We start from the raw sequence: 23,802 nt of genomic DNA on the forward strand, positions 1-23,802 counted from the left end.
TGCGCGCCCGACTCGCCGTCCGCGCGGCGGGGGAAAACACGGCGGATGCCGACTCAGGCGGCGCCGTCGAACATGCTCGTGACGGAGCCGTCCTCGAAGACCTCCTTGATCGCGCGCGCGAGGAGCGGGGCGATCGGCAGGATCGTCAGTCCCGGGAAACGCTTCTCGGGGGGCAGCGGGATCGTGTCGGTGACGACGACCTCGTCGATGGCGGCATCCTGCAGGCGCTGCGTGGCGGGGTCGCTGAACACGGCGTGCGTCGCGGCGACGATGACGCGCTCGGCGCCGTTCGCCTTGAGCGCCTGGGCGGCCTTCACGATCGTCCCGCCGGTGTCGATCATGTCGTCCACCAGCAGGCAGACGCGACCCTCGACATGTCCGACGATCTCGTTGACCGTCACCTGGTTGGCCACGTTCGGATCGCGCCGCTTGTGGATGATCGCCAGCGGCGCCCCCAGCGAGTCCGACCACTGGTCGGCGACGCGCACACGTCCCGTGTCGGGCGAGACGACGGTCAGCTTCTCGCGGTCCTCCGGCGACAGGCTCTTCTGGAAGTAGTCGAGCAGCACGGGCTTGGCGAACAGGTGGTCGACGGGGCCGTCGAAGAAGCCCTGGATCTGCGCGGCGTGCAGGTCGACGCTCATGACCCGGTCGGCACCCGCCGTCTTCAGCAGGTCGGCGACGAGACGGGCGCTGATCGGCTCGCGGCCGCGTCCCTTCTTGTCCTGGCGCGAGTACGGATAGTAGGGCGCGACGACCGTGATGCGCTTGGCGGATGCCCGCTTGGCGGCATCCAGCATGATCAGCAGCTCCATGAGCCACTCGTTCACGGGAGGCCCGAAGGACTGGATGATGAACGCGTCGCATCCGCGGATCGACACCTCGAACCGCGTCAGGATCTCCCCCGACGCGAACGTGCGGTGCTCGGTCGGGACGAGCTCGGTGCCGAGGGCCGCGGCGACGTCGTGGGACAGGGTCGGGTGGGAGCTTCCGCTCGCGACGACCAGACGCTTCTTGGTCTTGGCGACGAGTCCCGGGGCGATCCCGCGCTCGACGTCCAGATCAACCGTGTGCTTCTTGCGCGCCATCGTCCGCTTCCTGTGCAGACCGGGACTGCGCGGCAGCTGCCGCCGCGGCCGTTCCCGGTCGGTGGTTCTCAACCCACCCCTCGACGTTGCGCTGAGGGGCAACGCTCAAGGCGAGGGCTCCGGGCGGGACATCCTTGCGGATCACCGCGCCGGCTCCGGTCTTGGCGCCGTCTCCGATCCTAACGGGCGCGACGAACACGTTGTGCGAGCCGGAGTGCACCTCGTCACCGATCTCGGTGCGGTGCTTGGCGATGTCGTCGTAGTTGGCCGTGATCGCGCCGGCGCCGAGGTTCACCCCGCGACCGATGGTCGTGTCGCCGATGTACGACAGGTGCGGCACCTTGCTGCCCTCGCCGATGGTGGAGTTCTTGGTCTCGACGAAGGTGCCGATCTTGCCGCCGGCGGCCAGCACGGTGCCGGGTCGGAGGTAGGCGAAGGGGCCCACCGTCGCGCCCGCGCCGATCACGGCGAGCGTCGCGTCGGCGCGGCGCACGACCGCGTTCTCGCCGACCTCGCAGTCCTCCAGCGTCGTGTCCGGACCGATCGTGGCGCCCGCGGCCACCGCCGTCGCCCGCAGGATGTGGGTGTTCGGCAGCACGGTGACGTCCGGGGCGAGGGTCGCCGTCACGTCGATCCACGTCGTCGCCGGGTCCTGGATGGTCGCGCCCTCGAGCTGCCAGCGGCGCACGGTGCGGGCATTCAGCAGCCGCCCCGCCTCGGCGAGCTGGGCGCGATCGTTGACGCCGAGCGTGAGGGCGACGTCCGCCGCGATCGAGGCGACCACCGGCTCCCCGGCGGCACGGGCGAGCCCGATGACGTCGGTGAGGTACTTCTCGCCCTGCGCGTTGTCGGTGCCCACGCGGGCCAGATGCCTGCGGAGGGCGGCGGAGCGGAAGACGTAGACGCCGGCGTTGATCTCGGTCACGGCCGCCTCGGCCGCCGTCGCGTCCTTCTGCTCGACGATGCGCTCGACGGTACCGTCGGTCGCGCGGATGACGCGGCCGTAGCCGGTCGCGTCGTCGAGCACCGCCGACAGCAGCGTCGCGCTGGCCCCCGAGTCGCGGTGATCGCGGACGAGGGCGCTGAGGGTCGGCGCGTCCAGCAGCGGGACGTCGCCCGAGAGCACCAGGACGTCGCCGTCGAACGCCGGCACCGCGGCCAGCGCGACCTCGACCGCGCGGCCCGTCCCGGGCACCTCGTCCTGATCGACGACGACGACCTCGGGTGAGATGCCGGTGACGGCGTCGGCGACCAGGTCGCGCTCGTGTCGGACGACGACCAGCACGTGCGCGGCGGAGAGGTCGCGCGCCGTGTCGAGGACGTGGCCCACGAGCGGACGCCCGCCGATGCGATGCAGCACCTTCGGAAGCGCGGATCGCATGCGCGTCCCCTGCCCGGCGGCGAGGATCACGACGGCCAGGGACGCGTCCCACGTGTTCTCTGTCATGCTCCGCCGCCAGGATTCGAACCTGAACCTCACAGCTCCAAAGGCTGTCGTGCTGCCGTTACACTACGGCGGACCGCACCCCGCGAGTCGGCGGGTATGCTGGTCCAGTCTGCCAGTCTCCGGCGCCGAAGACCGCATCGATCGGCCGTCAGGCGAGCATGAGGAAGAGCTTCTCCAGCTCCTCCGTCGTGAGGCCGTCCTCGATCTCGGCGGCGGCCGGATCGGCGAGGCATTGGCGCAGCGCGGTCGACACGATCGCGAAGCCCGCGCGGTCCAGCGCGTGGGAGACGGCCGCCAGCTGCGTGACGACGTCGCGGCACGGCCGCCCCTCCTCCACGGCCGCGATCACGGCGTCCAGCTGCCCGCGGGCGCGGCGCAGCCGGTTGGCGATCTTGCGCTGGGCGGCGGGGTCGTGCGTCGAGGTCGCCATCAGCGGGAGAACAGTCGGGAGAAGAAGCCCGATCCGCTGTCGGTCTCGTGTCCGGCGCAGCGCTGCGCGGCGGGGACGTTGCGCATCACCTGGTCCACGTGCTGGCCGCAGCCGGCCCAGGTCGTCTTTCCGCAGGTGGTGCACGTCACGGCAGAGCACATGTGAGGTCTCCTCGTCTTTCGGTGTCGGTGTGGGGGGTTCAGACGGCGGTGCGATCGGTCACGAGCAGGGTGCCCGCGCGGTCGCCGAGGACGGCGCGGAGCGTCAGCATGCCGCCGGAGAGGGATGCCGAGTCGAACCCGGCCTGCGCGAGCACCCGATGCGCGATCGCGGAGCGCACGCCCGACTGGCACATCACGCGCACGGGGCGGTCGGCGGCCGCGTCGCGGACCTCGTCGAGGCGGGCCCGCAGCTGCGTGTGCGGGATCGCCAGGACGTCCGGCAGTCGGCCGGCGGCGAGCTCCGCGGGCGTCCGGACGTCGAGGACGAGCGCCGACGAGAGCACCTCCTCGAGCTCCTGCGCGTACCAGAGGCGGAGCGTGCCGGAGCGCACGTTCTCCCCCACCATGCCGAGCAGGTTCACGGGATCCTTCGCCGAGCCGTACGGCGGCGCATAGGCCAGATCGAGATCGATGAGGTCCTCGACGCTCCACCCGGCACGGATGGCGGTGGCGAGCACGTCGATCCGCTTGTCGACGCCGTCGGCGCCGACGGCCTGCGCACCCATCAGACGACCGTCGTCGCGCCGGACGTGCGCGACGAGGTGGATCTGCGAGGCACCGGGGAAATAGCCGGCGTGCTGGCCCGGGTGCAGGTGCACGGTGTCGACCTCGACGTCCGCGGCCGCCAGTGCGGCACGGTTGGCGCCCGTCAGCGCGACCGTCTGCGCGCCGACGCGCACGATGGCGGTGCCGACCGGTCGTGGGATCGCGCGGGCCGTGTGCGGGCGGAGGATCGCGTCCGCCACGAGGCGGCCCGCCCGGTTGGCGGGGCCGGCGAGGGCGACGGGGCGCACGGCTCCCGTCACGGCGTCGGCCACCGCGGTCGCATCGCCGACCGCGTAGACGTCGGGCAGCGAGGTGCGGCCGTGGTCGTCGACGATCATCGCCCCGCGGACGCAGGCGACGCCGGCCTCTTCGAACACGGCGGTGTCGGGCCGGACCCCGACCGAGAGCACGACCAGATCGGCGTCGAGCCGCGATCCGTCGTCGAGGACGACGACGTCGGCGTCGACGCCCGACTCGATCGCCGTCGCGGCCGCACCGGCGCGCACCTCGATGCCGAGCGCGTGCAGCTCGGCGCTCACGAGGGTCGCGAGCTCCTCCTCCAGCGGAGGGAGGACGTGGGGCGCGAGCTCCACGACCGTGGTGTGCAGGCCGCGCTGGGCGAGCGCCTCCGCGGCCTCGACGCCGATGAAGCCGGCACCGAGCACGACCGCCCGGCGCGCACCGGCGACGACGCGGTCGCGCAGCGCCACGGCATCCTCCACGGTGCGCAACGTCCGCACGCGAGGGGAGTCGAGTCCGGCGATCGGCGGGCGCGCCGCCTGGGCGCCCGGTGCGAGCACGAGGGCGTCGTAGGCGAGCGTGTCGACCCCGTCCGCGGTGACGACCGTCACGGTCTTGGCCGCGGCATCCACGCGGGTCACGTCGTGTCCGGTGCGTACGTCCAGGGCCAGCGCGGCCTTCAGCGACGCGGGCGTCTGCACGAGCAGCGCGGACGGGTCGGCGATCTCGCCGCCCACGAGGTAGGGCAGACCGCAGTTGGCGAAGGAGACGTGCTCCCCGCGCTCGAGCACGACGATCTCGGCGGACTCGTCGAGCCTGCGCGCGCGTGCGGCGCAGCTCATCCCTCCCGCCACGCCTCCGACGATCACGATGCGCATCCGTGCTCCCCCTTCAGGTTCAGTTCTCGCCCGAATATACCCCCGGGGGTATTGCGCGCCAAATCGGGCGGATCGCCTCCCGCGATAATGGAGCCATGGCCACCGAACACGACGAAGTAGACCGGATCGTCGGCGCGTGGGGTGCCCAGCGTCCCGACCTCGACTTCTCGCCCCTCGAGGTGCTCTCCCGCGTCGACCGTCTGTCGCGCCACCTCGACCGGGCGCGGCGTGAGGCGTTCCGCCGCAGCGACCTCGAGCCGTGGGAGTGGGACGTGCTGTCGGCCCTGCGCCGCGCGGGCGAGCCCTATCAGCTGAGCCCGAAGCAGCTGCTGCAGCAGACCCTCGTCTCCAGCGGGACGATGACCAACCGCATCGATCGGCTCGTGGGCCGCCGTCTCGTGCGTCGCGAAGCCGACCCGGCCGACGGCCGCAGCGTGCTCGTCACGATCACCGACGACGGGAAGACCCGCGTGGATGCCGCCATCACGCGTCTCGTCGACGCGGAGGCCCTGCTGCTCGGCGTGCTCTCCCGCGGCGACCGGGAACGCCTCGCCGCCCTGCTGCGCAAGCTCTCCCTCGGCTTCGACGCCTGACGCAGGCTCGCGTTTCGGTCGCCTCGAGCGCCCGAAACGGCGCCCCAGCGAGTTTCGGGCGCCACGAGCGACCGAAACTCCGCCGTCGCGGGGCGTCAGCCGAGAAGCTCGGACAGTTCGAACCAGCGCTCCTCCAGCGCGGCGATCTCCGCCTCCAGCTCGCCGATCGCCCGCATCCGCTCCCCCAGGCCGACGTAGTCCGACTGATCGTGGTCGGCGAGTGCCGTGCGCGCGGCATCCACCTGGGACGTGAGCTTCTGGATGCGCCGCTCCGCGGCGGCGACCTCTTTCTGGGCCGCGCGCAGGTCGGCGCCGGCGAGGGCGGGACCCGACGCGGCGCCGCCGGATGCCGCGGGAGCGGCGGCCGGTGCGGACAGCTGCGCGGCGCGCAGGCGCAGGTACTCGTCGATGCCGCCGGGCAGGTGCCGGAGGCGCCCGTCCAGCACGGCGTACTGCTGGTCCGTGACGCGCTCGAGGAAGTACCGATCGTGGCTGACGACCAGCAGGGTCCCCGCCCACGAGTCCAGGAGATCCTCGATGGCGGCGAGCATGTCGGTGTCGAGGTCGTTCGTCGGCTCGTCGAGGATGAGCACGTTCGGCTGGTCGAGCAGGATCAGCAGCAGCTGCAGCCGGCGCTGCTGACCGCCGGAGAGATCCTTGACCGGCGTCGACAGTTGGGCGGAGCTGAAACCCATCCGCTCCAGGAGCTGGCCGGGCGTCAGCTCGGCGGCCTTCGAGCCCGTGCCGATCGTGTAGCTCGTGCGCAGGCCCGAGATCACGACCCGCACCGGGTCGTCCCGGTACTGGTCCAGCTCGTCCATCCGCTGGGTCAGCGTCGCGACCTTCACGGTCTTGCCGCGCTTGACCCGGCCGCTCGTGGGCTCGACCGTCCCGGCCACCAGGCCGAGGAGCGTCGACTTGCCGGCGCCGTTGACGCCGAGGATGCCGGTGCGCTCGCCCGGCGCGATGCGCCACTCGACGTCGGTGAGCACCGGATGCCCGTCGTACGCGACGCCGGCATCCAGCAGGTCGACGACGTCCTTGCCCAGGCGGGAGACGGCGAGGGACTGCAGCTGGACGGCGTCGCGGATCTCGGGGACGTCGGCGATCAAGGCGTTGGCCGCGTCGATGCGGAAGCGGGGCTTGCTCGTGCGCGCGGGCGCGCCGCGGCGCAGCCACGCGAGCTCCTTGCGGGCGAGGTTCTGCCGCCGCTGCTCGATGACCGCCGACTGGCGGTCGCGCTCGACGCGCTGCAGCACGTACGCGGCGTAGCCGCCCTCGAACGGCTCGACGATGCGGTCGTGCACCTCCCACGTGCGGGTGCAGACCTCGTCGAGGAACCACCGGTCGTGGGTGACGACCAGCAGCGCCCCCGTCGAGGCGGACCAGCGGCGCTTGAGGTGCGCGGCGAGCCAGGCGACCGCCTCGACGTCGAGGTGGTTGGTGGGCTCGTCGAGGGCGAGGACGTCCCAGTCGCCGACGAGCAGTCGCGCGAGCGCCACGCGCCGGCGCTGCCCGCCCGAGAGACCGACCACGGGGCCGTCCCAGTCGAGGTCGCCGACCAGGCCGGAGATCACGTCGCGGACGCCGGCATCGCCCGCCCAGTCGTGCTCGGCGCGGTCACCGACGACGCTCTGGGCGATCGTGAGGGCGTCGTCGAGCGTGTCGCCCTGATCGAGCACGCCCACGCGCACCCCGCCGCGCACGGTGACGCGACCGGCATCCGGCTCCAGACGCCCCGCGAGCATCGCCATCAGACTCGACTTGCCGTCGCCGTTGCGGCCGACGATGCCGATGCGATCCCCCTCGTCGACGCCGAGAGAGACGCCGTCGAAGACGACCTTCGTGGGGAATTCCAGGTGGAGGCCCTCAGCCCCGAGCAGATGCGCCATATCCGCTCCAGGCTACGCGAGAGGTCCCGGCGGTCAGTACCAGAAGCTCAGCCGCGGCGGCACCGTGGAGGCGAACAGCCGTGCGAGCGCGGGGGCGTCGTCGGCGACCAGACGGCCCGCGCGCGCCAGCGTCACGGGCGAGACGCCGCCCAGCAGCAGGGCAGACAGCTCGGCCACCCCGAGCGTGACCGTCGGCACGCCGACCGGCGGCTCGTCAAGGAGCTCCACCGCGGCGGTGCCGTCGGCATCCGTCGTCAGCAGGAACACCCCGGAGGCGATGCCCAGCGGATCGGTGACGTCGAGCACGACCGTGTCGACGACGTCATAGGTCCGCGCCGACAGCGCCGCCGGCACGTCCAGGATGCGCGTGTAGTGGTGGTCGCGCAGCGTCACGGTCACGGCGCGCTGGTCGGCGATCATCCACCACAGCGGCTCGTCGACCGACAGCTCGCTGGCCTCCACCGTGCCGATGAGGTCCATCGTGAGGAAGAAGCGCCAGAGGGCGGCGTACGCCTCGTCGCCGGCGGCGAGCAGCAGGCCGATCTCGACGGTGGATGCCGCGAAGTCGTGCTCGTTCTCGGTGACGCGGTACACGGCGACGCCCTCGACGTCGCCGGACGGCGAGCGGTACTGCACCGCCCGCAGCTGCTCGGCCTTCTCGACGTCGGCTCTCGTGCCGAAGAAGCGATCCCAGTGTCCGCCGGGCATGTCGATCTCACCGGGCGCGTGCACGCGGACCCGCTCGTGCAGCTCCGCGGCGATCTCCCGTCCCTGCGCACGCGTGACGAAGTCGATGCGTCCGGGGGCGTCGGGTCCGATCCACCGTGCGCGGCGCGCGTCGATGCGCCACTGCGCGGCCAGCGCCGCGGGGGCGAAGCCGAAGCGACCGTAGATGGTCGACTCGCTGACGGTGAGGATCGCCACCGGAAGGCCCCGCTCGACGGCGGTGCGCAGCTCGCCCGCCATCACCGAGCGCAGGATGCCGCGGCGGCGATGGGTCGGGGCGACGGTCACGGAGCTGATCGCGCAGGCGGGCACCGCCCCGCCGGGGAGACTGAGCTCCGCGGCCCACGACGCGAAGGTCGCGACCGGCACCTCCGGCTGCGGCGCCGTCTCGTCGAAGACGCCGAGCTTGCGACGGTACGCCGAGCCGGCGAAGAACGCCTCGCGCTGCGTCTCGGTGCGTTCGCCGTCGAGGAACCCGCGCGAGACGGCCTCCAGCCACGGGTCGGTCTCAGTACGCAGCGCGTCGTCGACCCGCCGCACGACGAGGTCGCGCGCGGCGAGCTCATCGACCAGGGTGCTGTCGAGCGAGGCGTCGTGGTGCGGACGGTGACGATCGGTCATGGTGCTCTCCGTTCGAGGGGGTGTGCGAGATGGCGGCGCTCAGGCCGTGACGACGCGGGCGCCGGGCACGGGACCGTGCGCGTGCAGCACACGCGAACGAGCCGGCGTGGCGGCCGCGAGGTCGGCGGCGAGCTCGACGGCGGCGCGCTCGTCGGCCGCGAGGAAGGCGACCGTGGGCCCCGACCCCGAGACGATACCGGCCAGGGCGCCCGCCCGTCGTCCGGCGCGCAGGGTGTCGGCGAGTGCGGGCCGCAGCGACAGCGCGGCATCCTGGAGGTCGTTGCGGACGGCGACGGCGAGCGCCGCGGGGTCGCCCGCCCGCAGCGCCTGCAGCACCACGGGATCGGCGGACGGCACGCCGTGATCAGGGGCGATGTCGGGCAGGTCGCGCAAGCGGTCGAGCTCGCCGTAGACCGCCGGCGTCGACAGCCCGTCCGCACTGGTCACGAGCACCCAGTCGAAGCGCCCGCGGGCGAGCGCCGGCGCCAGCTCGTCGCCGCGGCCGGTTCCGATCGCCGTGCCGCCGAGGACCGCGAACGGCACGTCCGCGCCGAGGGGCGCACCGAGCTCCTGCAGCTCGAGCGTCGTCAGCCCGCCGCCCAGCAGCTCGTTGACGGCGACGAGGGCGGCCGCGGCATCTGCCGACCCGCCCCCCATGCCGCCGGCGACGGGCACGCCCTTGTGGACGTCGAGGTGGATGCCGCCCTGCCAGCCCAGCCGCTCGGCGGCGCGCCGCGCCGCCCGGACGGCGAGGTTCGTGGCGTCGAGGGGGACGCCGGACACATCGAGGTCGCCCGTGACGGCGATCGTGAAGTCGTCGGCCACCCGCGCCCACACGTCCTCGTACACCGACACGGCCTGGTACACGGAGGCGACGTCGTGGTAGCCGTCGGGCTGGACGTCGCCGACGTCGAAGGCGATGTTGATCTTGCCGGGCGCGCGCGCGTGCACCCGGCGACCGGCCAGCCCGGCGATGGTCACGAAGCGTCCACCCAGATCTCTCCGATGCCGGCGGCGATCACGTCGATGCGCGCGAGCTCCTCGGCGTCGAAGGCGGGCCCGTCCAGCGCGGCGAGGTTCTCGTCGAGCTGCGCGGTCCGCGAGGCCCCGATGAGCGCCGAGGCCACGACCCCGTCGCGCAGCACCCACTGCAGAGCCAGCTGCGCGAGGCTCTGCCCGCGCTCGCGGGCGATCACGTCGAGAGCGCGCAGGCCCTCCAGGGCGGAGTCGGTCAGGCGACGCCCGGGCAGCGACGAGCGGTCCTGGGAGCGGGTCGCGGTGCCGTCGCCGAGGTAGCGATCGGTCAGCAGCCCCTGCGCGAGCGGGACGAACGCGATGGCGCCCATGCCCTCCTGCTGCAGCACGCCGGTGAGACCGTCTTCGATCCACCGGTTGAGGATCGAGTAGGCGGGCTGGTGGATGATCAGGGGCGTGCCGAGCGCACGCGCGACGGCGGCGGCCCGCGCGGTCTGCTCGGGCTCGTACGACGAGATGCCGACGTAGAGCGCCTTGCCCTGTCGCACGAGGGTGTCGAGCGCGGCGACCGTCTCCTCGATGGGCGTCACCGGGTCGAAGCGATGCGAGTAGAAGATGTCGACGTAGTCGAGCGACATCCGCGTGAGGGACTGCTCCGCGCTGGCCAGCAGATACTTGCGCGAGCCCCACTGCCCGTAGGGTCCGTCCCACATGTCGTAGCCGGCCTTGGACGAGATGATGAGCTCGTCGCGGTAGGGCCGGAAGTCCTCGCGCATCATGCGGCCGAAGTTCGTCTCCGCGCTGCCGTACGGCGGGCCGTAGTTGTTGGCGAGGTCGAAGTGGGTGATGCCGCGGTCGAAGGCGTGGCGCAGCAGCGCGCGCTGATTGTCGAACGGCACGTTGTCGCCGAAGTTCCACCACAGCCCCAGCGAGATCGCGGGGAGGTAGAGGCCGCTGGCGCCCACCTGTCGGTAGCCGGCGGAGGTGTAGCGGTCGGGGGCCGCGGTGTAGGGACGGTGCAGGTCGCCGCCGCGCGACGCGGCGAAACGCTCGGGGGTGTCGGTCACCCGTCCAGGCTATCGAGCGCAGGGCGCCGGCGGCGGCCGGTGGCCGAAACGCGGAGGAAACGACATGCGCGTACGCTGAAGGCTCCCCGGCGACGAAAGAAGGTCTGCGTGACACCACTGGAGGCACTCTCACCGCATCCGCACCCCTGGTCAGGTCTGCTCGCCCGCGACGACCTCCGATGGGTCGACGGTGTCCTCCACCTCGTGCACGACGACCTCACCCCCGAGATGGCCCGGACGGCCGACATCGGCCTCGTCGCCGACGCCCTCGCGGCCGCCGGCCTCGACCCGATGCTCGCGCAGGACGACCACGGCGGCGCGGTGATCGTCGTGGATGCCGCCGAAGGCCCGGTCGCCGTCCGCGCCCTGGCCGCGGCCGGCGCGGACGAACCGCTCTACGCCAAGCCCGCCGGCGCCGCCGCGCGCCTCGCGGTGGACCTGCCCCTCCCCGACCCGGACGGCGTCTGGGGGATGCGTCTGTACCGCCCGCGCATCAGCGCCAACGGCTCGCTGCGCTACGGGACGGCGGAGTCGGTGCGCCTCGAGGCGTGGCGCCGAGCGGACGGGCTCGTGCACGCGCCGCGCGCCAACGCCCTCACGCGGCGGGTGTTCCCGGCATCCGATCTCACCCCCACGACGGTGTGGCGCCACGGCCGCTCCTGGAGGACGGTCGTGGGCATGTTCGACGCGCGCCCGCATCAGGTCACCGCCGACATCGACATGGTCTTCTCGTGGGTCGACGGCTCGGCCAGCGAGTTCCAGCGCCAGCGCGCCGCGCAGCTCGAGGAGTACGTGGTCGGCGAGGGCGACGACGGGCCGGCGCGCTACCGCCACGTCGACGAGCTGCGCTACGCACTGCGCAGCGTGCACATGTACGCCCCCTGGGTGCGACGGATCTTCATCGCCACCGACTCGCCCAAGCCCGCCTGGTTGGCCGAGCACCCGCGCGTCACGATCGTGCGCAGCGAGGAGTTCTTCGCCGACCCGTCGGTTCTGCCCACCCACAACTCGCACGCCGTCGAGGCGCAGCTGCATCGCATCGACGGCCTCGCCGAGCACTTCCTGTACTCGAACGACGACATGTTCTTCGGCCGTCCCGTCGCCCCGGAGATGTTCTTCACCGCGGGCGGGCTCACGACGTTCGTCGAGTGCGACGTGCGCATCGGGGCCGGGGCGGCGCGCAGCGAGCGTTCCGGGCACGACAACGCCCTGCGCGTGAACCGCGCCCTCCTGCTCGAACGCTTCGGCCGCTCGATCGTGCGCGACCTCGAGCACTGCGCCGCGCCGATGAGGCGCAGCATCGCCGCCGAGCTCGAACGGGAGTTCGCCGAGGACATCGCGCGCACCGCGGCATCCCGGTTCCGCTCGGCGAGCGACGTGTCGGTCACCAACAGCCTCTACCACTACTACGCCCTCATGACCGGGCGGGCCGTGGCGACGACCGCACCGCGGGTGACCTACGTGCAGACCACCATGGTCTCCGCGCTGCGCAAGATGCGCCGGCTGGAGGAGCGCCGCGACGCGGACATGTTCTGCCTCAACGACGGCGGTGAGACCGAGGTGCCGGAGGAGATGCGCGTGCGCCTGCTGCGCGACACGCTCGAGCGCATGTTCCCGGTGCGGGCGCCGTGGGAGGTGCCGGTCAGCGCAGCACGGACAACGGCCGCGTCGGCGGGGCGCTCGGCCTCTGCACGCCGACGCCCGTGATGCCCGCCTCGGCGAGCCGCCGGCGGGCGGCCTCCGGGTCGGTGTACTCCATCACGCGGGGGACGTCGACGGGGACCACGGAGTGGACGACCGTGTCGTCGTAGACGTGCACCAGGTTGTACGACTGGGCCCCGTCCTGCGGGCGGGTGCCGCCGACGGGGACGGTGAGATCCTGCGCGTAGCAGGTGGATGACGCGACCGACACGGGGATGCCCGCGAACGTCGCGAACGTCGAGTAGTGCAGGTGCCCCGCGATGATGGCGCGGATGTCGGTGCCGCGGACGACGGCGGCCAGACGCGCCTGACCGCGCAGCTCGACGCTCGCCGCCAGCGCGAGCACGCTGGGAACGGGCGGGTGGTGCATCGCCAGGATCGTGCCGAGCGGCGCGGGCGTTTCCAGCACGGCGGACAGCCACGCGAGCTGGGCGTCGGAGAGCTCGCCGTAGTGGTGGCCCGGAACAGAGGTGTCGAGGGTGACGATGCGCAGACCGTCGAACTCGTCCACCCGGTCGACGGGGCGCAGATCGGCGGCCGGATCGTCCCACAGCTCGGCGCGGAACGCGGCGCGATCGTCGTGGTTTCCCATGACCCACACCACCGGCGCCTCCAGGCGCGCGGCGACGGGCTCCACCATCGCCCGCAGCGTCGCGTACGCGGCACGCTCGCCGAGGTCGACGAGGTCGCCGGTGACGACGATGGCGTCGGGCCGCACGCCCGAGGACTCGATGCCGTCGAGCGCGCGGGCGAGGTGCTCCTCGCCCGAGACGGCGTCCCAGATGCGCGAGCCCCCGGCCCGAAGGTGGGTGTCGCTGAGATGAAGCACGATCCGCTCGGGAGCAGGATGCTCGGCCATTCGCATGCGCGTCATGTTACAGACATGTTTCGTGACCGCGCGGTGAACGTTGCGCGTCGTGTCGAGGTCGCCGCCGGCGCGCGGTCAGCGGGAGGCGCGGGCGACCGCCACGAAGTGGTCGATCGTCAGCTGCTCGCCCCGGGCCGTGGGGTCCACTCCGGCCGCCTCCAGCACCGCGGTCGCCGCCGCCGATGAGCCGCCGAGGAGCGGGGCGAGCGCCTGGCGCAGCATCTTGCGGCGCTGCTGGAAGGCGGCATCCACGACCCGGAAGGTGGCGCGGCGGAGGGTCTCGTCGCCTCGGGGTTGCGGATCACGGCGGAAGCCGACCAGCACGCTGTCGACGTTCGGCACCGGCCAGAAGACCTGCCGCGACACCGTGCCCGCCAGCCGCCACGCGCCGTACCAGGCCGCCTTGACGCTCGGGGCGCCGTAGACCTTCGATCCGGGAGGCGCCGCGAGGCGCTCCCCCACCTCGGCCTGCACCATCACGACGCCGCGCTCGAGACCGGGAAAGGTCTCCATGAAGTGCAGGAGCACCGGCACGCTGACGTTGTAGGGCAGGTTCGCGACGAGCACGTTCGGATCGCCCGGCAGCGCCGTGACACGGAGGGCGTCGGCATCCACGACCGTCAGCGCACCGTCGGCGACGCCGTGGGCCGCGGCGGTGGCCGGCAGCCGCTCCGCGAGGCGGTGGTCGATCTCGACGGCGGTGACGGGCGCGCCCGTCTCGAGGATGGCGAGGGTGAGCGAGCCGAGACCCGGCCCGACCTCGACGACGCGGTCGGCGGCGGTCACCTCCGCGACGTGGACGATCTTTCGCACCGTGTTGGCGTCGACGACGAAGTTCTGCCCCAGCTTCTTGGTCGGAGTGACGTCGAGGTCGGCGGCGAGCGCGCGGATCTCGGCGGCTCCGAGCAGGGTCACGGGCATGCGCACCAGCCTATCCGTGATGCGTGCGGCCGCCCGAGCCGGCGGGATCCGTGGTCTAGGGGATCCAGTAGCCGACGGCGCACAGCAGGCGCGTCTCGTCGTCGGCCCCCTCGGGCGGATCGATCGCCGGCGGGAACACGCCCCACGCGCGCCACTCCTCGGCGAACGAGACGACGTGCTCCTCGAGACCGGCGATCAGCTCGGGGGTGAAGTGGAACGGGATGCCGAGGTGCTTCGCGATGAGCCACGCCTGGAACGCCCGGTAGGTGGCGAGGTGGGCGAGACCCTCGGCGGCCGGGTAGTCGCCGTAGCTGAACCGGAAGGTGTCGGCGTAGCCGCCGGCGCGGACCGCCGCCGTCGCGGCGTCGTTGCGGGCGTCGTACGCGCCGATCGGATCGTCGCCGAGCAGGTCGACTCCCCGCAGGTCGTCGCCGTCGGCCGATGCGCGCCCGCGCAGGACGTCGGGGACCCAGGCCTCGTCGTAGGTGTGCGCCTGAAGGATGTCGCGGAAGGTGGGATCCGCCGTGGAGGTCCATTCGGACGGTGCCGGACGGGTGAGATCGGCCGGGTCGATCCGGTCGATCACGTCGCGCAGGGCGGCGTCGGATCGCAGAAACAGCTCGTCGGTGTCCATGGTCGACACGCTAGAGGGAGCCTCCGACACGGCGTCCTCCGCGGCCGGGCCGGTGCCGCTGCCGTTGCCGGTGCCGTTGCCGGTGCCGAGGAGATGTCGCAAATCGAGGACGGGATGCCGCGGCTCGGCCCGCGGCATCCCGTCCTCTCCTCGGGAACCTAGGCGGCGGCCGCGGCGCGGGCGGCCGCGGGCAGGGCGTCGACGATCTGCGCGACGGCCGCGTCGTCGTGGGCGGCGGTGAGGAACCAGGCCTCGAAGGCGGACGGCGGCAGCGAGATCCCGGCATCCAGCATCGCGTGGAAGAACCGGCCGTAGGCGGCGGTGTCCTGTCGCTGCGCCGCCCCGTAGTCGGGCACCCCGCCGACGACGTCCGCACCGAAGAACACGCTGAAGAGGGTTCCCGCCCGCTGCAGCACGTGGGGCACACCGGCCTCGGCCAGCGCGCGCGTGGTCGCGTCGGCGACCGCGTCGGCGGCCTGTCCCAGCCGGAGGTAGGCCGCGTCGTCGGCGAGACGGAGGGTCGCCAGTCCCGCGGCCACGGCGACCGGGTTCCCGCTCAGGGTCCCCGCCTGGTACACGGGACCGAGCGGGGCCAGCAGATCCATGACGTCGGCGCGACCGCCGACGGCTGCGACCGGCAGACCCCCGCCGATCACCTTGCCGAACGTGACGAGGTCGGGGACGACCGTCTCCCCCGCCTCCGCGAGCACCTGCGCGTAGCCGCCCGGCGCGGCGCGGAAACCGGTGAGCACCTCGTCGCTGATCAGCAGGGCGCCCTCACGCCGGCAGAGGTCGGCGAGGAAGACCGAGAACCCGGATGCCGGGGCCACGACACCCATGTTCGCGGCCGCAGCCTCGGTGATGACCGCGGCGATGCGACCGGGGTGGGCGGCGAAGGCCTCCTCCAGCGCGACCCGGTCGTTGTACGGCACGACGAGCGTCTGCGCCGCGACCGCCTCGGGCACGCCGGCCGACCCGGGCAGCGCGAAGGTCGCGAGCCCCGACCCGGCCGCCGCGAGCAGGCCGTCGGAGTGCCCGTGGTAGTGACCGGCGAACTTCACGAGCAGGTCGCGGCCGGTCGCTCCGCGCGCCAGACGGATCGCCGTCATGGTCGCCTCGGTGCCGGTGGAGACCAGCCGCGCCTTCTGCACGGCGGGCACCCGCTCGACGATGAGCTCGACCAGTTCCGCCTCGGCGGGCGTGGGCGCCCCGAAGGACAGACCGCGTGCCGCGGCCTCCTGCACGGCGGCGACGACCTCGGGGTGGGCGTGGCCGAGCAGCGCCGGACCCCAGCTGGCGACGAGGTCGACGTAGCGGCGGCCCTCGGCATCCGTCACGTACGGACCCGCGGCCTCGACGAGGAAGCGCGGCGTGCCGCCGACGGACCCGTAGGCGCGCACGGGCGAGTCCACACCGCCCGGGATGACGGCGCGGGCACGGGTGAACAGGGCGTCGTTGGTGTCGGTCATGCGAGTGCGCGTCCCTCTCGGATCCAGCCGGCGACCTCGATCGCCCAGTACGTCAGAATCGCCTCGGCGCCGGCGCGGCGGATGCCGAGGAGGGTCTCCCCGATCGCACGCTCGCGGTCGATGACCCCGGCCGCGGCGGCGTGCTCGATCATCGCGTACTCGCCCGACACCTGGTAGGCCCAGACCGGCACCGACGAGACGGCGGCGACCTCGGCCAGCACGTCGAGGTAGGGCCCGGCGGGCTTGACCATGACGATGTCGGCGCCCTCGTCGATGTCGGCGAGCGCCTCCTGCACGCCCTCGCGGCCGTTGGCCGGGTCGAGCTGGTAGGTGCGGCGGTCGCCGGTGAGCGTCGACTCGACGGCGTCGCGGAAGGGGCCGTAGAAGGCGGAGGCGTACTTGGCGGAGTAGGCGAGGATCACGACGTCGCTGCGTCCCCCCGCATCCAGGGCGGCACGGCACGCGGCGACCTGGCCGTCCATCATGCCGGACAGGCCCAGGACGTCGGCGCCGGCCTCCGCCTGGGCGACGGCCATCCGCGCGTACACCTCGAGGGTCGCGTCGTTGTCGACGCTCCCGTCGGCGGCGAGCACGCCGCAGTGGCCGTGGTCGGTGAACTCGTCGAGGCAGAGGTCGGCCTGCACCGTGAGGCGCCCGGCCGCCGCGCGCGCCGCGACGGCGATCGCCCGGTTGAGGATGCCGTCGGGGTCGGTCGCGCCGCTGCCGACGGCGTCGCGCACCGCGGGAACGCCGAAGAGCATGATGCCGCCGATGCCGGCCTCCGCGGCGTCGTCGACGAGCGCGGCGAGCTGCTCGATCGGGTACTGCTGGACGCCGGGCATGCTGGCGATGGGCTGCGCCTGGGCGATGCCCTCCTTGACGAACACCGGCAGCACGAGACGACGCGCGCTCAGGTCGGTCTCGGACACGAGCCGGCGCAGCGCCGGCGTCTGCCGGAGGCGCCGCAGGCGGCGGACGGGGAACGTGGTCATGGGGTGACCTCCAGACGTCGGGATGAGGAGTCGAGCTCGGCGATGAGGGCGTCGATGCTCTGCGTGCGGGCGGTGTGGCCGACGGTGAAGCCGAGACGCTCGGCGTCGCGCGTCGTGCCCGGTCCGATCGAGGCGACGAGGGTGGATGCCGGGAGGGTGCCGACCTGGCGGCGCAGCTCGCGACCGACGCTCAGCGAGGTGAGCAGGACGATGTCGAACCGCCCGTCGTGCAGCTCCCCCGCGACCGCCGGGTCGAGGTCGACGCCGACGGTGCGGTAGCCGATGCAGACGTCCACCGCGAAGCCGCGCAGCTCGAGCTCGTCGCTGACGACCGCGGCGGCGAGGTCCGAGCGGACGACGAGGCAGCGCCCGGTGGATGCCGCGTCGTGCGCCGCGGTCCACTGCACGATCATCGTCTGCGCCGACGAGCGTCCTCCGGGGACGAACGCGACGCGCGCACCGAGGGCACCCACCGCGCGGGCCGTGGACGGACCGACGGCGGCGATCTCGAGGGTGTCCGGCAGGGTCCGCCGCTGCGCGGAGAGGAAGCCGGCGAGCTGCTCGACGCTCGCGGCGCTGGTGACGAAGAGCCACGCGTAGCGCCCGTCGGCGAGCGCGGTGAACGTCGCGTCGCGCGCGGCGGCGTCGCGGGGCGGCGCGGTGCGGATCACGGGTGCGATCACGGGCCGGGCGCCGCGCGCCGCGAGCTCCTGCGCGATCCGCTCACCCCAGGCGCCGCCGCGCGGCACGAGCACCCGCGCCCCCTCCAGGGCGGTCACCGTCCGGCTCCCTCCGCGCCGGTGGCGCGCGGGCCGAGGTCGGCGAGATCGCCGGCGCCGGCATCCATGAGCGCCGCGACGACGGATGCCGCGGCGAGATCGCGCCCGGCGGCGTCGGCCAGCTCCTCACGGGTGGCGGTGTGCGCGACGCGGACGGCGCGGGCGCCATCGAGGGCGTAGACCTCGGCGACCAGCGTGACGAGCGTTTCGACTCGGGCCTGCGGCCCTCGCTCAACGACCGGGACGAGGCCACCGGTCGTTGAGCGAGCGGAGCCCGTCGAAACGTCCGCATCCGCCGCCGCGCCGAGCGTTTCGACTCGGGCCTGCGGCCCTCGCTCAACGACCGGGACGAGGCCACCGGTCGTTGAGCGAGCGGAGCGAGTCGAAACGTCCGCACCCGCCGCCTCCGCGAGCCGGGCCGAGATGCCGACCGGCGCGGCGCAGCCGGCCTCCAGCAGCCGCAGCACGGCGCGCTCCCAGAGCGCGGTGACCTCGGCATCCGCATCGCTGATCGCGGCGATCTGCGCGGCGACCGCGGAGTCCGATCGCACCTCGACCGCCAGCGCACCCTGCCCGGCCGATGTCGGCCAGCCGTCCGCGGCGAAGCGGTCGGTGATCCGGTCGGTGCGGCCGATGCGGGTCAGGCCGGCCTCGGCGAGCACGATCGCGTCGTACTCCCCCTCGTCGACCTTCCGCAGCCGTGTGTCGACGTTGCCGCGGATGCCGCGGACCTGCAGATCGGGCCGGCGACGGAGCAGCTGTGCGACCCGGCGGGGCGAGCCGCTGCCGACGACCGCACCGTGCGGCAGGGTGTCGAGCGTGAGGCCGTCACGGGCGCACAGCACATCGCCCACGGGCGCGCGCGGCGGCACGGCGGCGATCGCGAGGCCGTCGACCTCGGCGGTCGACAGATCCTTCATCGAGTGCACCACGAGGTCGCACTCCCCGCGGAGGAGGGCTTCGCGAAGCGCCGCGACGAAGACACCGGTGCCGCCGAGCTGTGCAAGGGGCCCCGTGAGCACGTCGCCCGCCGTCGTGATCGGCACGAGCTCCACCTCGCGGCCGGTCGCCGCCCGGAGCGCCGCGGCGACGTGGCCCGACTGCGTGGTGGCGAGCAGGCTCGCACGGGTGCCGAGGCGCAGCGGCGCGGCGCCGGACGCGTCGGTCACGGTCACGGCGCGATCCCGGCGAGCGCGGGCTGGAAGCCCAGGCGCTTGTTCTCGCAGCATCCGGGACGACACACGTCGTACCAGGGGCCGAGGTCGGTCTCGTGCGGGCGGTCCGCGGCCGGGGTGCCGTCCAGGCGCTCGACCATCAGATCGACGAGACCCGACACGTACGCCGGATGCGTGCCCGGGGTGGGCGTGCGCAGGGCGATCAGGCCGAGCTCCTCGGCGGTCTCCATCGCCTCGGTGTCGAGGTCCCAGAGCACCTCCATGTGGTCGCTGACGAAGCCGAGCGGCACGATCAGCACGGCCCGGCGCCCGCGGGCCGGGAGCTCGGCCATCGCGTCGTTGATGTCGGGCTCGAGCCACGGCACCTGCGGCGGGCCCGACCGGCTCTGGAAGACGAGCTGCCAGGCGCACGACGAGGCGAGGCGCGCCATGATCGCCTCGGCGACCGCCGTGTGCTGCGCGACGTAGGCCCCGCCGGCGCCGAACCCGCGCTCGGGCGGACCGGAGCGGTCGGCGTCGCTGTTCGGGATCGAGTGGGTGGAGAAGAGGATCTCGATCTGATCGTCGGCGAAGCCCTGCGCGTGGAGGGCGGCGAGTCCCTCGGCGACGCCCTCGGCGAACGGCGTGACGAAGCCCGGGTGGTCGAAGAACTGGCGCACCTTGTCGATCTCGACCTCGCCGGACAGGCCGGTCGCCTCCACGGCATCCGCCAGGTCTTCGCGGTACTGCCGGCACGACGAGTACGAGCTGTACGCGCTCGTCGCGATCGCGAGCAGGCGCCGATGACCGGCATCGTGAGCATCCTGCAGCGCGTCGGCGACGTACGGCATCCAGTTGCGGTTGCCCCAGTAGACCGGCAGGTCGAGTCCGCGCGCGGCGAGCTCGGCGTCCAGGGCCGCCTTCAGCTCGCGGTTGTGCTCGTTGATCGGCGAGACGCCGCCGAAGTGGCGGTAATGGTGCGCGACCTCCTCCAGGCGCTCGTCGGGGATGCCGCGGCCCGCCGTGACGTTGCGCAGGAACGGGATCACGTCGTCCTGACCCTCGGGGCCGCCGAAGCCCAGCAGCAGCACGCCGTCATACGCCGTCGGGACGCTGACGTGCGGCTCGCCGGCGCACGTCGCCACCGTCGCGGCCGGCACCCGGCATCCGTCGCCGCAGACGGGAGCGGCGCTCGCGCGCGCCGGCTTGGGGCGGAACGGCGCCGCAGCTGCGGCGTGGGGGGCGATGTTCTCGGCCATCAGCTCAGCACCTCCGCGAGCTCGTCCAGCTCGAGCCGTCGGCCCGTGTAGAACGGCACCTCTTCGCGCACGTGGCGGCGCGCGTCGGTGGCGCGCAGGTCGCGCATCATGTCGACGAGGTGGATCGGGTCGTCGCTCTCCAGCGGCAGCAGCCACTCGTAGTCGCTCAGGCCGAACGTGGAGACGGTGTTCGCGACGACGTCGGTGAAGCGGGCACCCTTGCGGCCGTGCTCGGCGAGCATGGCGGCGCGCTCCTCGTCGGGCAGCAGGTACCACTCGTAGCTGCGCACGAACGGGTACAGGCACAGCCAGCCGCGGGCGCTCTCGCCGCGGAGGTAGCCGGGCACGTGCCGCTTGTTGAACTCCGCCTCCCGGTGCACGCCCATCGCCGTCCAGACCGCCGTGTGCGCTTCCAGCGCCGCGGTGCGCCGGAGGGTGCGCAGCGCCTTCTGCAGGACGGCCGGGTCGTCGACCTCGCCGGGCGTGGTGTGCAGCCAGATCATGAGGTCGGCCTCGGCGCGCATGCCGGTGACGTCGTACAGGCCGCGGACGGTGACGCCGCCGGCCGTCACCGCGGCGACGGCCTCGGAGAGCTCGGCGATCGCCGCCGCGTCCGTCGCGGCGACGCGCGGGCGGGGCCCGGCGAGGACGGCGAAGAGGGTGTATCCGAGCGGGGTCTGTGCGGTCATGCGGTGCTCCTAGGAAACCGGGTGGGTGGGAAGAGAGGTCGGCGATGGGGATGCGGCCAGCGCACCGTCGATGCGGGCGGCGAGCGCGCGGGCGTGCGGGATGACGGAGGCCAGGCCCGTCCCTGCCGCGACGGCCCCGGCCGCATGGACGTGCGCCGGAAGCCCGTCGGGAGCGGCGGCCGCGGCGACGGCATCCGGCCACTCCTGGACGACCAGGTCGACGACGTCGGCGGCGGCCACCTCGACGCCGGTGAGGATCGAGACCTCGCGCGCCACGTCGTCGGCCGAGGCGAGGGTGCCGGCGCAGGCGTCGCGGGCGGACAGCCGCACGAGGTGGATGCCGTCGGGGACCGCCGCGCGCGCCCAGTCCCATTTGGCGGAGATGTGGGTGAGCGCCTTGGCCGCCGTCGGCAGCGCCGGGTCGGCGATGACGCCCGATCCGACCGGCTCGGCGGCGAGGCCGGGGTGCGCGATGGCGGCGGCGACGAGGCGGACGCCCGCCGCCGTCGGCGCGGGGGCGCGTTTCGACTCGTCGCTGCGCTCCTCGCTCAACGACCGGGGGGCACGGGCACGCTCCTCGCTCGACGACCGGGGGACGCTCCCGGTCGTTGAGCGAGCGGAGCGAGTCGAAACGCCCGCACCCGCCAGCAGACGCGCCGCCTCCGCGGGGCCCGTCGCGATCACGAGGTGACGCGCCGACAGCGATCCGCCGGCCGTGTCGACCGTGACCGTCTCGGCATCCGACCGCACGGCACGCACCGCGACGCCGGTGCGGATCTTCGCGCCGTGCGCCGCCGCGGCATCCGCGAGCTCCGCCGGAAGCCGCCACATGCCCCCGCGGACACCGCCGACGGCGGCGCCGGCGCGTAGACCGGTCGCCACGGCATCCGCGGCCTCGAGGAGCGAGCCCCGCGCGACGAACTCGCGCCAGAGGCCGGGGTGCAGCGCGGACAGCCGCGCGTCGGCGGCGGGCCGCGAGTAGACGCTGCGGCACAGCGTGTCGACGAGACGGTCGGCCACGCGAGCGCCGAGACGATCGGCGACGAGGTCGTACAACGACGGCTCCGCATCCGCCTCGACCGGCAGGCGCCGCTCGGCCCGGGCCCGCGCGGCGCCGTCGGCACCGATGATCGCGACGACGTCGTCGGCCTCGGGGTCGGCGGGGATGCCGAGAACGGTCCGTCGCGGCAGGCGGGCGCGGGTGACGCCGTCCTCGGTGGCCACCGCGAGCCACGCGCCCTGCGGGCGCGGCGCGACCAGCTCCAGGTCGAGCACGGCATCGGCCACGAGCGTGGCGACGGCGTCGGTGCGCGTGGCGAACGACTCCGCGCCGAGGTCGATGTCCACGCCGGCGAGCGTTCCCCGCCGCAGCAGCCCGCCGACCTCGGACGCCGCGTCGACGACGATCACGTCGTACCCGGCGCGGGCGAGGTCATGGGCGACGACGAGCCCGCCCATGCCGGCGCCGACGACGATGACGTCGGCATCCGTCGCGGGCGGCGCCGTGGAGACGGCACTCACCGCACGGACTCCGCGGGGGCGCGCCAGTCGTGCACGGTGCGTACGAGGTCGGTGAGCACGGCGGGATCGGTGTTCATCGGCACGCCGTGGCCGAGGTTGAACACGTGCGCCCGCGCGGCGAGCCCGGCATCGAGGGCGGCGTGCGCGGCGCGGCGGCGCACGTCCTCCGGAGCGAACAGCAGCGCCGGGTCGAGGTTTCCCTGCACCGTCACGTCGCGGCCGATCCGGGCCACCGCGTCGTCGAGGTCGACGCGGTAGTCGACGCCGAGCGCATCCACGCCGATCGAGGCCATGTCGGCGAGGATCTCACCCGTGCCGACGCCGAAGTGGATCAGGGGCACGTCGATGCCCTCCCCGCGCAGGGCGCGGGCGGGCTCCAGCGCGGCCGCGGATGCCGGGAGCACGGCACGCCGGTAGTCGGCCGGGGCGAGCGCGCCGGCCCACGAGTCGAACAGCTGCGCCGCACTCGCCCCGGCACGCACCTGGAGGGCGAGGAAGCGGCCGGTGACCTCGGCGAGCCAGGCGGTGAGGTCGGCCCAGGCCGCCGGCTCGGAGTGGATGAGGCTGCGGGCGGCGAGGTGATCCTTGGACGGACCGCCCTCGACGAGGTAGGCCGCGAGCGTGAACGGCGCTCCGGCGAAACCGATGAGGGGAAGCGCTTCGCCGCGGCGGTCTCCCTCCTCCGCGAGCATCGCCACGGTGCGCTGCACCGCCTCCACGACGGCGTCGCCGCGCTCCTCCACGAGAGCGGGGTCGATCCGCACGAGGTCGGAGATCTCGGCCGCCGTCCGCACCGGGTGGCGGAAGACGGGACCGCGACCGGCCGCGATCTCGACCTCCACTCCGACGAGGTGCAGCGGCACGATGATGTCGCTGAAGAAGACCGCGGCATCCACGCCGTGCCGCCGCACCGGCTGCATCGTGATCTCGCTGGCGAGCTCGGGGGTGAGGCACGCGTCGAGCATCGTGCCGGTGGCACGCAGCGCCCGGTACTCGGGCAGGGAGCGCCCGGCCTGGCGCATGAACCAGACCGGCGTCGTCTCGGGACGCTCGCCCCGGAGGGCACGGACCAGACGTGAGGCGGAGGTGCC

22 protein-coding genes and 1 tRNA gene are annotated in these 23,802 nt (G+C 73.6%); 2 read left to right on the forward strand and 21 right to left on the reverse strand.

The window, feature by feature from the left end; all coding sequences use genetic code 11:
- Positions 1-53: 53 nt before the first annotated feature.
- The 6 genes from AC1Q49_RS08360 to AC1Q49_RS08385 form a co-directional block, all read right to left on the reverse strand.
- Positions 54-1,088 carry a ribose-phosphate diphosphokinase gene (locus AC1Q49_RS08360; protein WP_060959831.1) on the reverse strand — a complete coding sequence of 345 codons (1,035 nt, stop codon included), beginning with the start codon at positions 1,086-1,088 and terminating at the stop codon, positions 54-56.
- On the reverse strand, positions 1,063-2,535 hold the full coding sequence (gene glmU, locus AC1Q49_RS08365; RefSeq protein WP_492491565.1) for a bifunctional UDP-N-acetylglucosamine diphosphorylase/glucosamine-1-phosphate N-acetyltransferase GlmU: 1,473 nt from the start codon (positions 2,533-2,535) through the stop codon (positions 1,063-1,065). Before glmU ends, AC1Q49_RS08360 begins: the two co-directional genes overlap by 26 nt.
- 1 nt (position 2,536) lies before the next feature.
- Positions 2,537-2,608, reverse strand: a tRNA-Gln gene (locus tag AC1Q49_RS08370).
- Between the two features lie 75 nt (positions 2,609-2,683).
- On the reverse strand, positions 2,684-2,965 hold the full coding sequence (locus AC1Q49_RS08375; protein ID WP_492491567.1) for a metal-sensitive transcriptional regulator: 282 nt from the start codon (positions 2,963-2,965) through the stop codon (positions 2,684-2,686).
- Positions 2,965-3,126 (reverse strand): DUF8730 family Cys-rich protein, encoded by a 162-nt coding sequence (locus AC1Q49_RS08380; RefSeq protein WP_167626524.1) that lies wholly within the window; start codon positions 3,124-3,126, stop codon positions 2,965-2,967. Before AC1Q49_RS08380 ends, AC1Q49_RS08375 begins: the two co-directional genes overlap by 1 nt.
- Before the next feature lie 38 nt (positions 3,127-3,164).
- Complete coding sequence (locus tag AC1Q49_RS08385; protein WP_492491569.1) at positions 3,165-4,850, reverse strand: FAD-dependent oxidoreductase; 1,686 nt, start codon at positions 4,848-4,850, stop codon at positions 3,165-3,167.
- Between the two features lie 95 nt (positions 4,851-4,945).
- Here AC1Q49_RS08385 and AC1Q49_RS08390 point away from each other — a divergent pair, with 95 nt between their 5' ends.
- Complete coding sequence (locus AC1Q49_RS08390; protein ID WP_060959835.1) at positions 4,946-5,443, forward strand: MarR family winged helix-turn-helix transcriptional regulator; 498 nt, start codon at positions 4,946-4,948, stop codon at positions 5,441-5,443.
- A 95-nt stretch (positions 5,444-5,538) separates the two neighbouring features.
- Here AC1Q49_RS08390 and AC1Q49_RS08395 read toward each other — a convergent pair whose 3' ends face one another.
- Genes AC1Q49_RS08395 through AC1Q49_RS08410 form a run of 4 tightly spaced genes read right to left on the reverse strand, consistent with a single transcriptional unit; the run spans position 5,539 to position 10,724 of the window.
- Positions 5,539-7,335 carry an ABC-F family ATP-binding cassette domain-containing protein gene (locus AC1Q49_RS08395; protein WP_492491571.1) on the reverse strand — a complete coding sequence of 599 codons (1,797 nt, stop codon included), beginning with the start codon at positions 7,333-7,335 and terminating at the stop codon, positions 5,539-5,541.
- A gap of 33 nt (positions 7,336-7,368) precedes the next feature.
- Positions 7,369-8,682 carry a GNAT family N-acetyltransferase gene (locus AC1Q49_RS08400; RefSeq protein WP_492491573.1) on the reverse strand — a complete coding sequence of 438 codons (1,314 nt, stop codon included), beginning with the start codon at positions 8,680-8,682 and terminating at the stop codon, positions 7,369-7,371.
- A gap of 39 nt (positions 8,683-8,721) precedes the next feature.
- The gene (locus tag AC1Q49_RS08405; protein ID WP_492491575.1) at positions 8,722-9,663 is read right to left on the reverse strand and encodes a 4-(cytidine 5'-diphospho)-2-C-methyl-D-erythritol kinase; all 942 of its coding nucleotides are present in this window, start codon (positions 9,661-9,663) and stop codon (positions 8,722-8,724) included.
- Positions 9,660-10,724, reverse strand: a complete 1,065-nt coding sequence (locus AC1Q49_RS08410) for an aldo/keto reductase (protein WP_060959839.1) — start codon at positions 10,722-10,724, stop codon at positions 9,660-9,662. The genes AC1Q49_RS08405 and AC1Q49_RS08410 overlap by 4 nt, the downstream gene beginning before the upstream one ends.
- A 108-nt stretch (positions 10,725-10,832) precedes the next feature.
- Between AC1Q49_RS08410 and AC1Q49_RS08415 the strand changes: the two genes are divergently transcribed.
- The gene (locus AC1Q49_RS08415) at positions 10,833-12,431 is read left to right on the forward strand and encodes a stealth conserved region 3 domain-containing protein (protein WP_492491577.1); all 1,599 of its coding nucleotides are present in this window, start codon (positions 10,833-10,835) and stop codon (positions 12,429-12,431) included.
- Here AC1Q49_RS08415 and AC1Q49_RS08420 read toward each other — a convergent pair.
- The 11 genes from AC1Q49_RS08420 to hemE all read right to left on the reverse strand — a co-directional run bounded on the left by AC1Q49_RS08420 (position 12,367) and on the right by hemE (position 23,784).
- Positions 12,367-13,290, reverse strand: coding sequence for a phosphodiesterase (locus AC1Q49_RS08420; RefSeq protein ID WP_060959851.1), 924 nt, complete (start codon positions 13,288-13,290; stop codon positions 12,367-12,369). The genes AC1Q49_RS08415 and AC1Q49_RS08420 overlap by 65 nt on opposite strands.
- 78 nt (positions 13,291-13,368) lie before the next feature.
- Positions 13,369-14,214 carry a 16S rRNA (adenine(1518)-N(6)/adenine(1519)-N(6))-dimethyltransferase RsmA gene (gene rsmA, locus AC1Q49_RS08425; protein ID WP_101307195.1) on the reverse strand — a complete coding sequence of 282 codons (846 nt, stop codon included), beginning with the start codon at positions 14,212-14,214 and terminating at the stop codon, positions 13,369-13,371.
- Between the two features lie 55 nt (positions 14,215-14,269).
- Positions 14,270-14,986 carry a hypothetical protein gene (locus AC1Q49_RS08430; RefSeq protein ID WP_492491579.1) on the reverse strand — a complete coding sequence of 239 codons (717 nt, stop codon included), beginning with the start codon at positions 14,984-14,986 and terminating at the stop codon, positions 14,270-14,272.
- Between the two features lie 20 nt (positions 14,987-15,006).
- Complete coding sequence (gene hemL, locus AC1Q49_RS08435; RefSeq protein WP_492491581.1) at positions 15,007-16,317, reverse strand: glutamate-1-semialdehyde 2,1-aminomutase; 1,311 nt, start codon at positions 16,315-16,317, stop codon at positions 15,007-15,009.
- On the reverse strand, positions 16,314-17,309 hold the full coding sequence (gene hemB, locus AC1Q49_RS08440) for a porphobilinogen synthase (protein WP_061782172.1): 996 nt from the start codon (positions 17,307-17,309) through the stop codon (positions 16,314-16,316). Before hemB ends, hemL begins: the two co-directional genes overlap by 4 nt.
- Positions 17,306-18,088, reverse strand: a complete 783-nt coding sequence (locus tag AC1Q49_RS08445) for a uroporphyrinogen-III synthase (RefSeq protein ID WP_492491583.1) — start codon at positions 18,086-18,088, stop codon at positions 17,306-17,308. Before AC1Q49_RS08445 ends, hemB begins: the two co-directional genes overlap by 4 nt.
- The gene (gene hemC, locus AC1Q49_RS08450; protein WP_492491585.1) at positions 18,085-19,263 is read right to left on the reverse strand and encodes a hydroxymethylbilane synthase; all 1,179 of its coding nucleotides are present in this window, start codon (positions 19,261-19,263) and stop codon (positions 18,085-18,087) included. The genes AC1Q49_RS08445 and hemC overlap by 4 nt, the downstream gene beginning before the upstream one ends.
- Positions 19,260-20,501 carry a ferrochelatase gene (locus tag AC1Q49_RS08455; RefSeq protein ID WP_492491587.1) on the reverse strand — a complete coding sequence of 414 codons (1,242 nt, stop codon included), beginning with the start codon at positions 20,499-20,501 and terminating at the stop codon, positions 19,260-19,262. The genes hemC and AC1Q49_RS08455 overlap by 4 nt, the downstream gene beginning before the upstream one ends.
- On the reverse strand, positions 20,501-21,190 hold the full coding sequence (gene hemQ, locus AC1Q49_RS08460) for a hydrogen peroxide-dependent heme synthase (protein ID WP_205282636.1): 690 nt from the start codon (positions 21,188-21,190) through the stop codon (positions 20,501-20,503). The genes AC1Q49_RS08455 and hemQ overlap by 1 nt, the downstream gene beginning before the upstream one ends.
- 9 nt (positions 21,191-21,199) lie before the next feature.
- Positions 21,200-22,711: a protoporphyrinogen/coproporphyrinogen oxidase gene (locus tag AC1Q49_RS08465; protein WP_492491589.1), complete on the reverse strand. Its 1,512-nt coding sequence runs from the start codon at positions 22,709-22,711 to the stop codon at positions 21,200-21,202.
- The gene (hemE, locus tag AC1Q49_RS08470; RefSeq protein ID WP_492491613.1) at positions 22,708-23,784 is read right to left on the reverse strand and encodes a uroporphyrinogen decarboxylase; all 1,077 of its coding nucleotides are present in this window, start codon (positions 23,782-23,784) and stop codon (positions 22,708-22,710) included. The genes AC1Q49_RS08465 and hemE overlap by 4 nt, the downstream gene beginning before the upstream one ends.
- Positions 23,785-23,802: the final 18 nt, after the last annotated feature.

This window comes from Microbacterium sp. MPR-TSA4 (genome assembly GCF_058792815.1).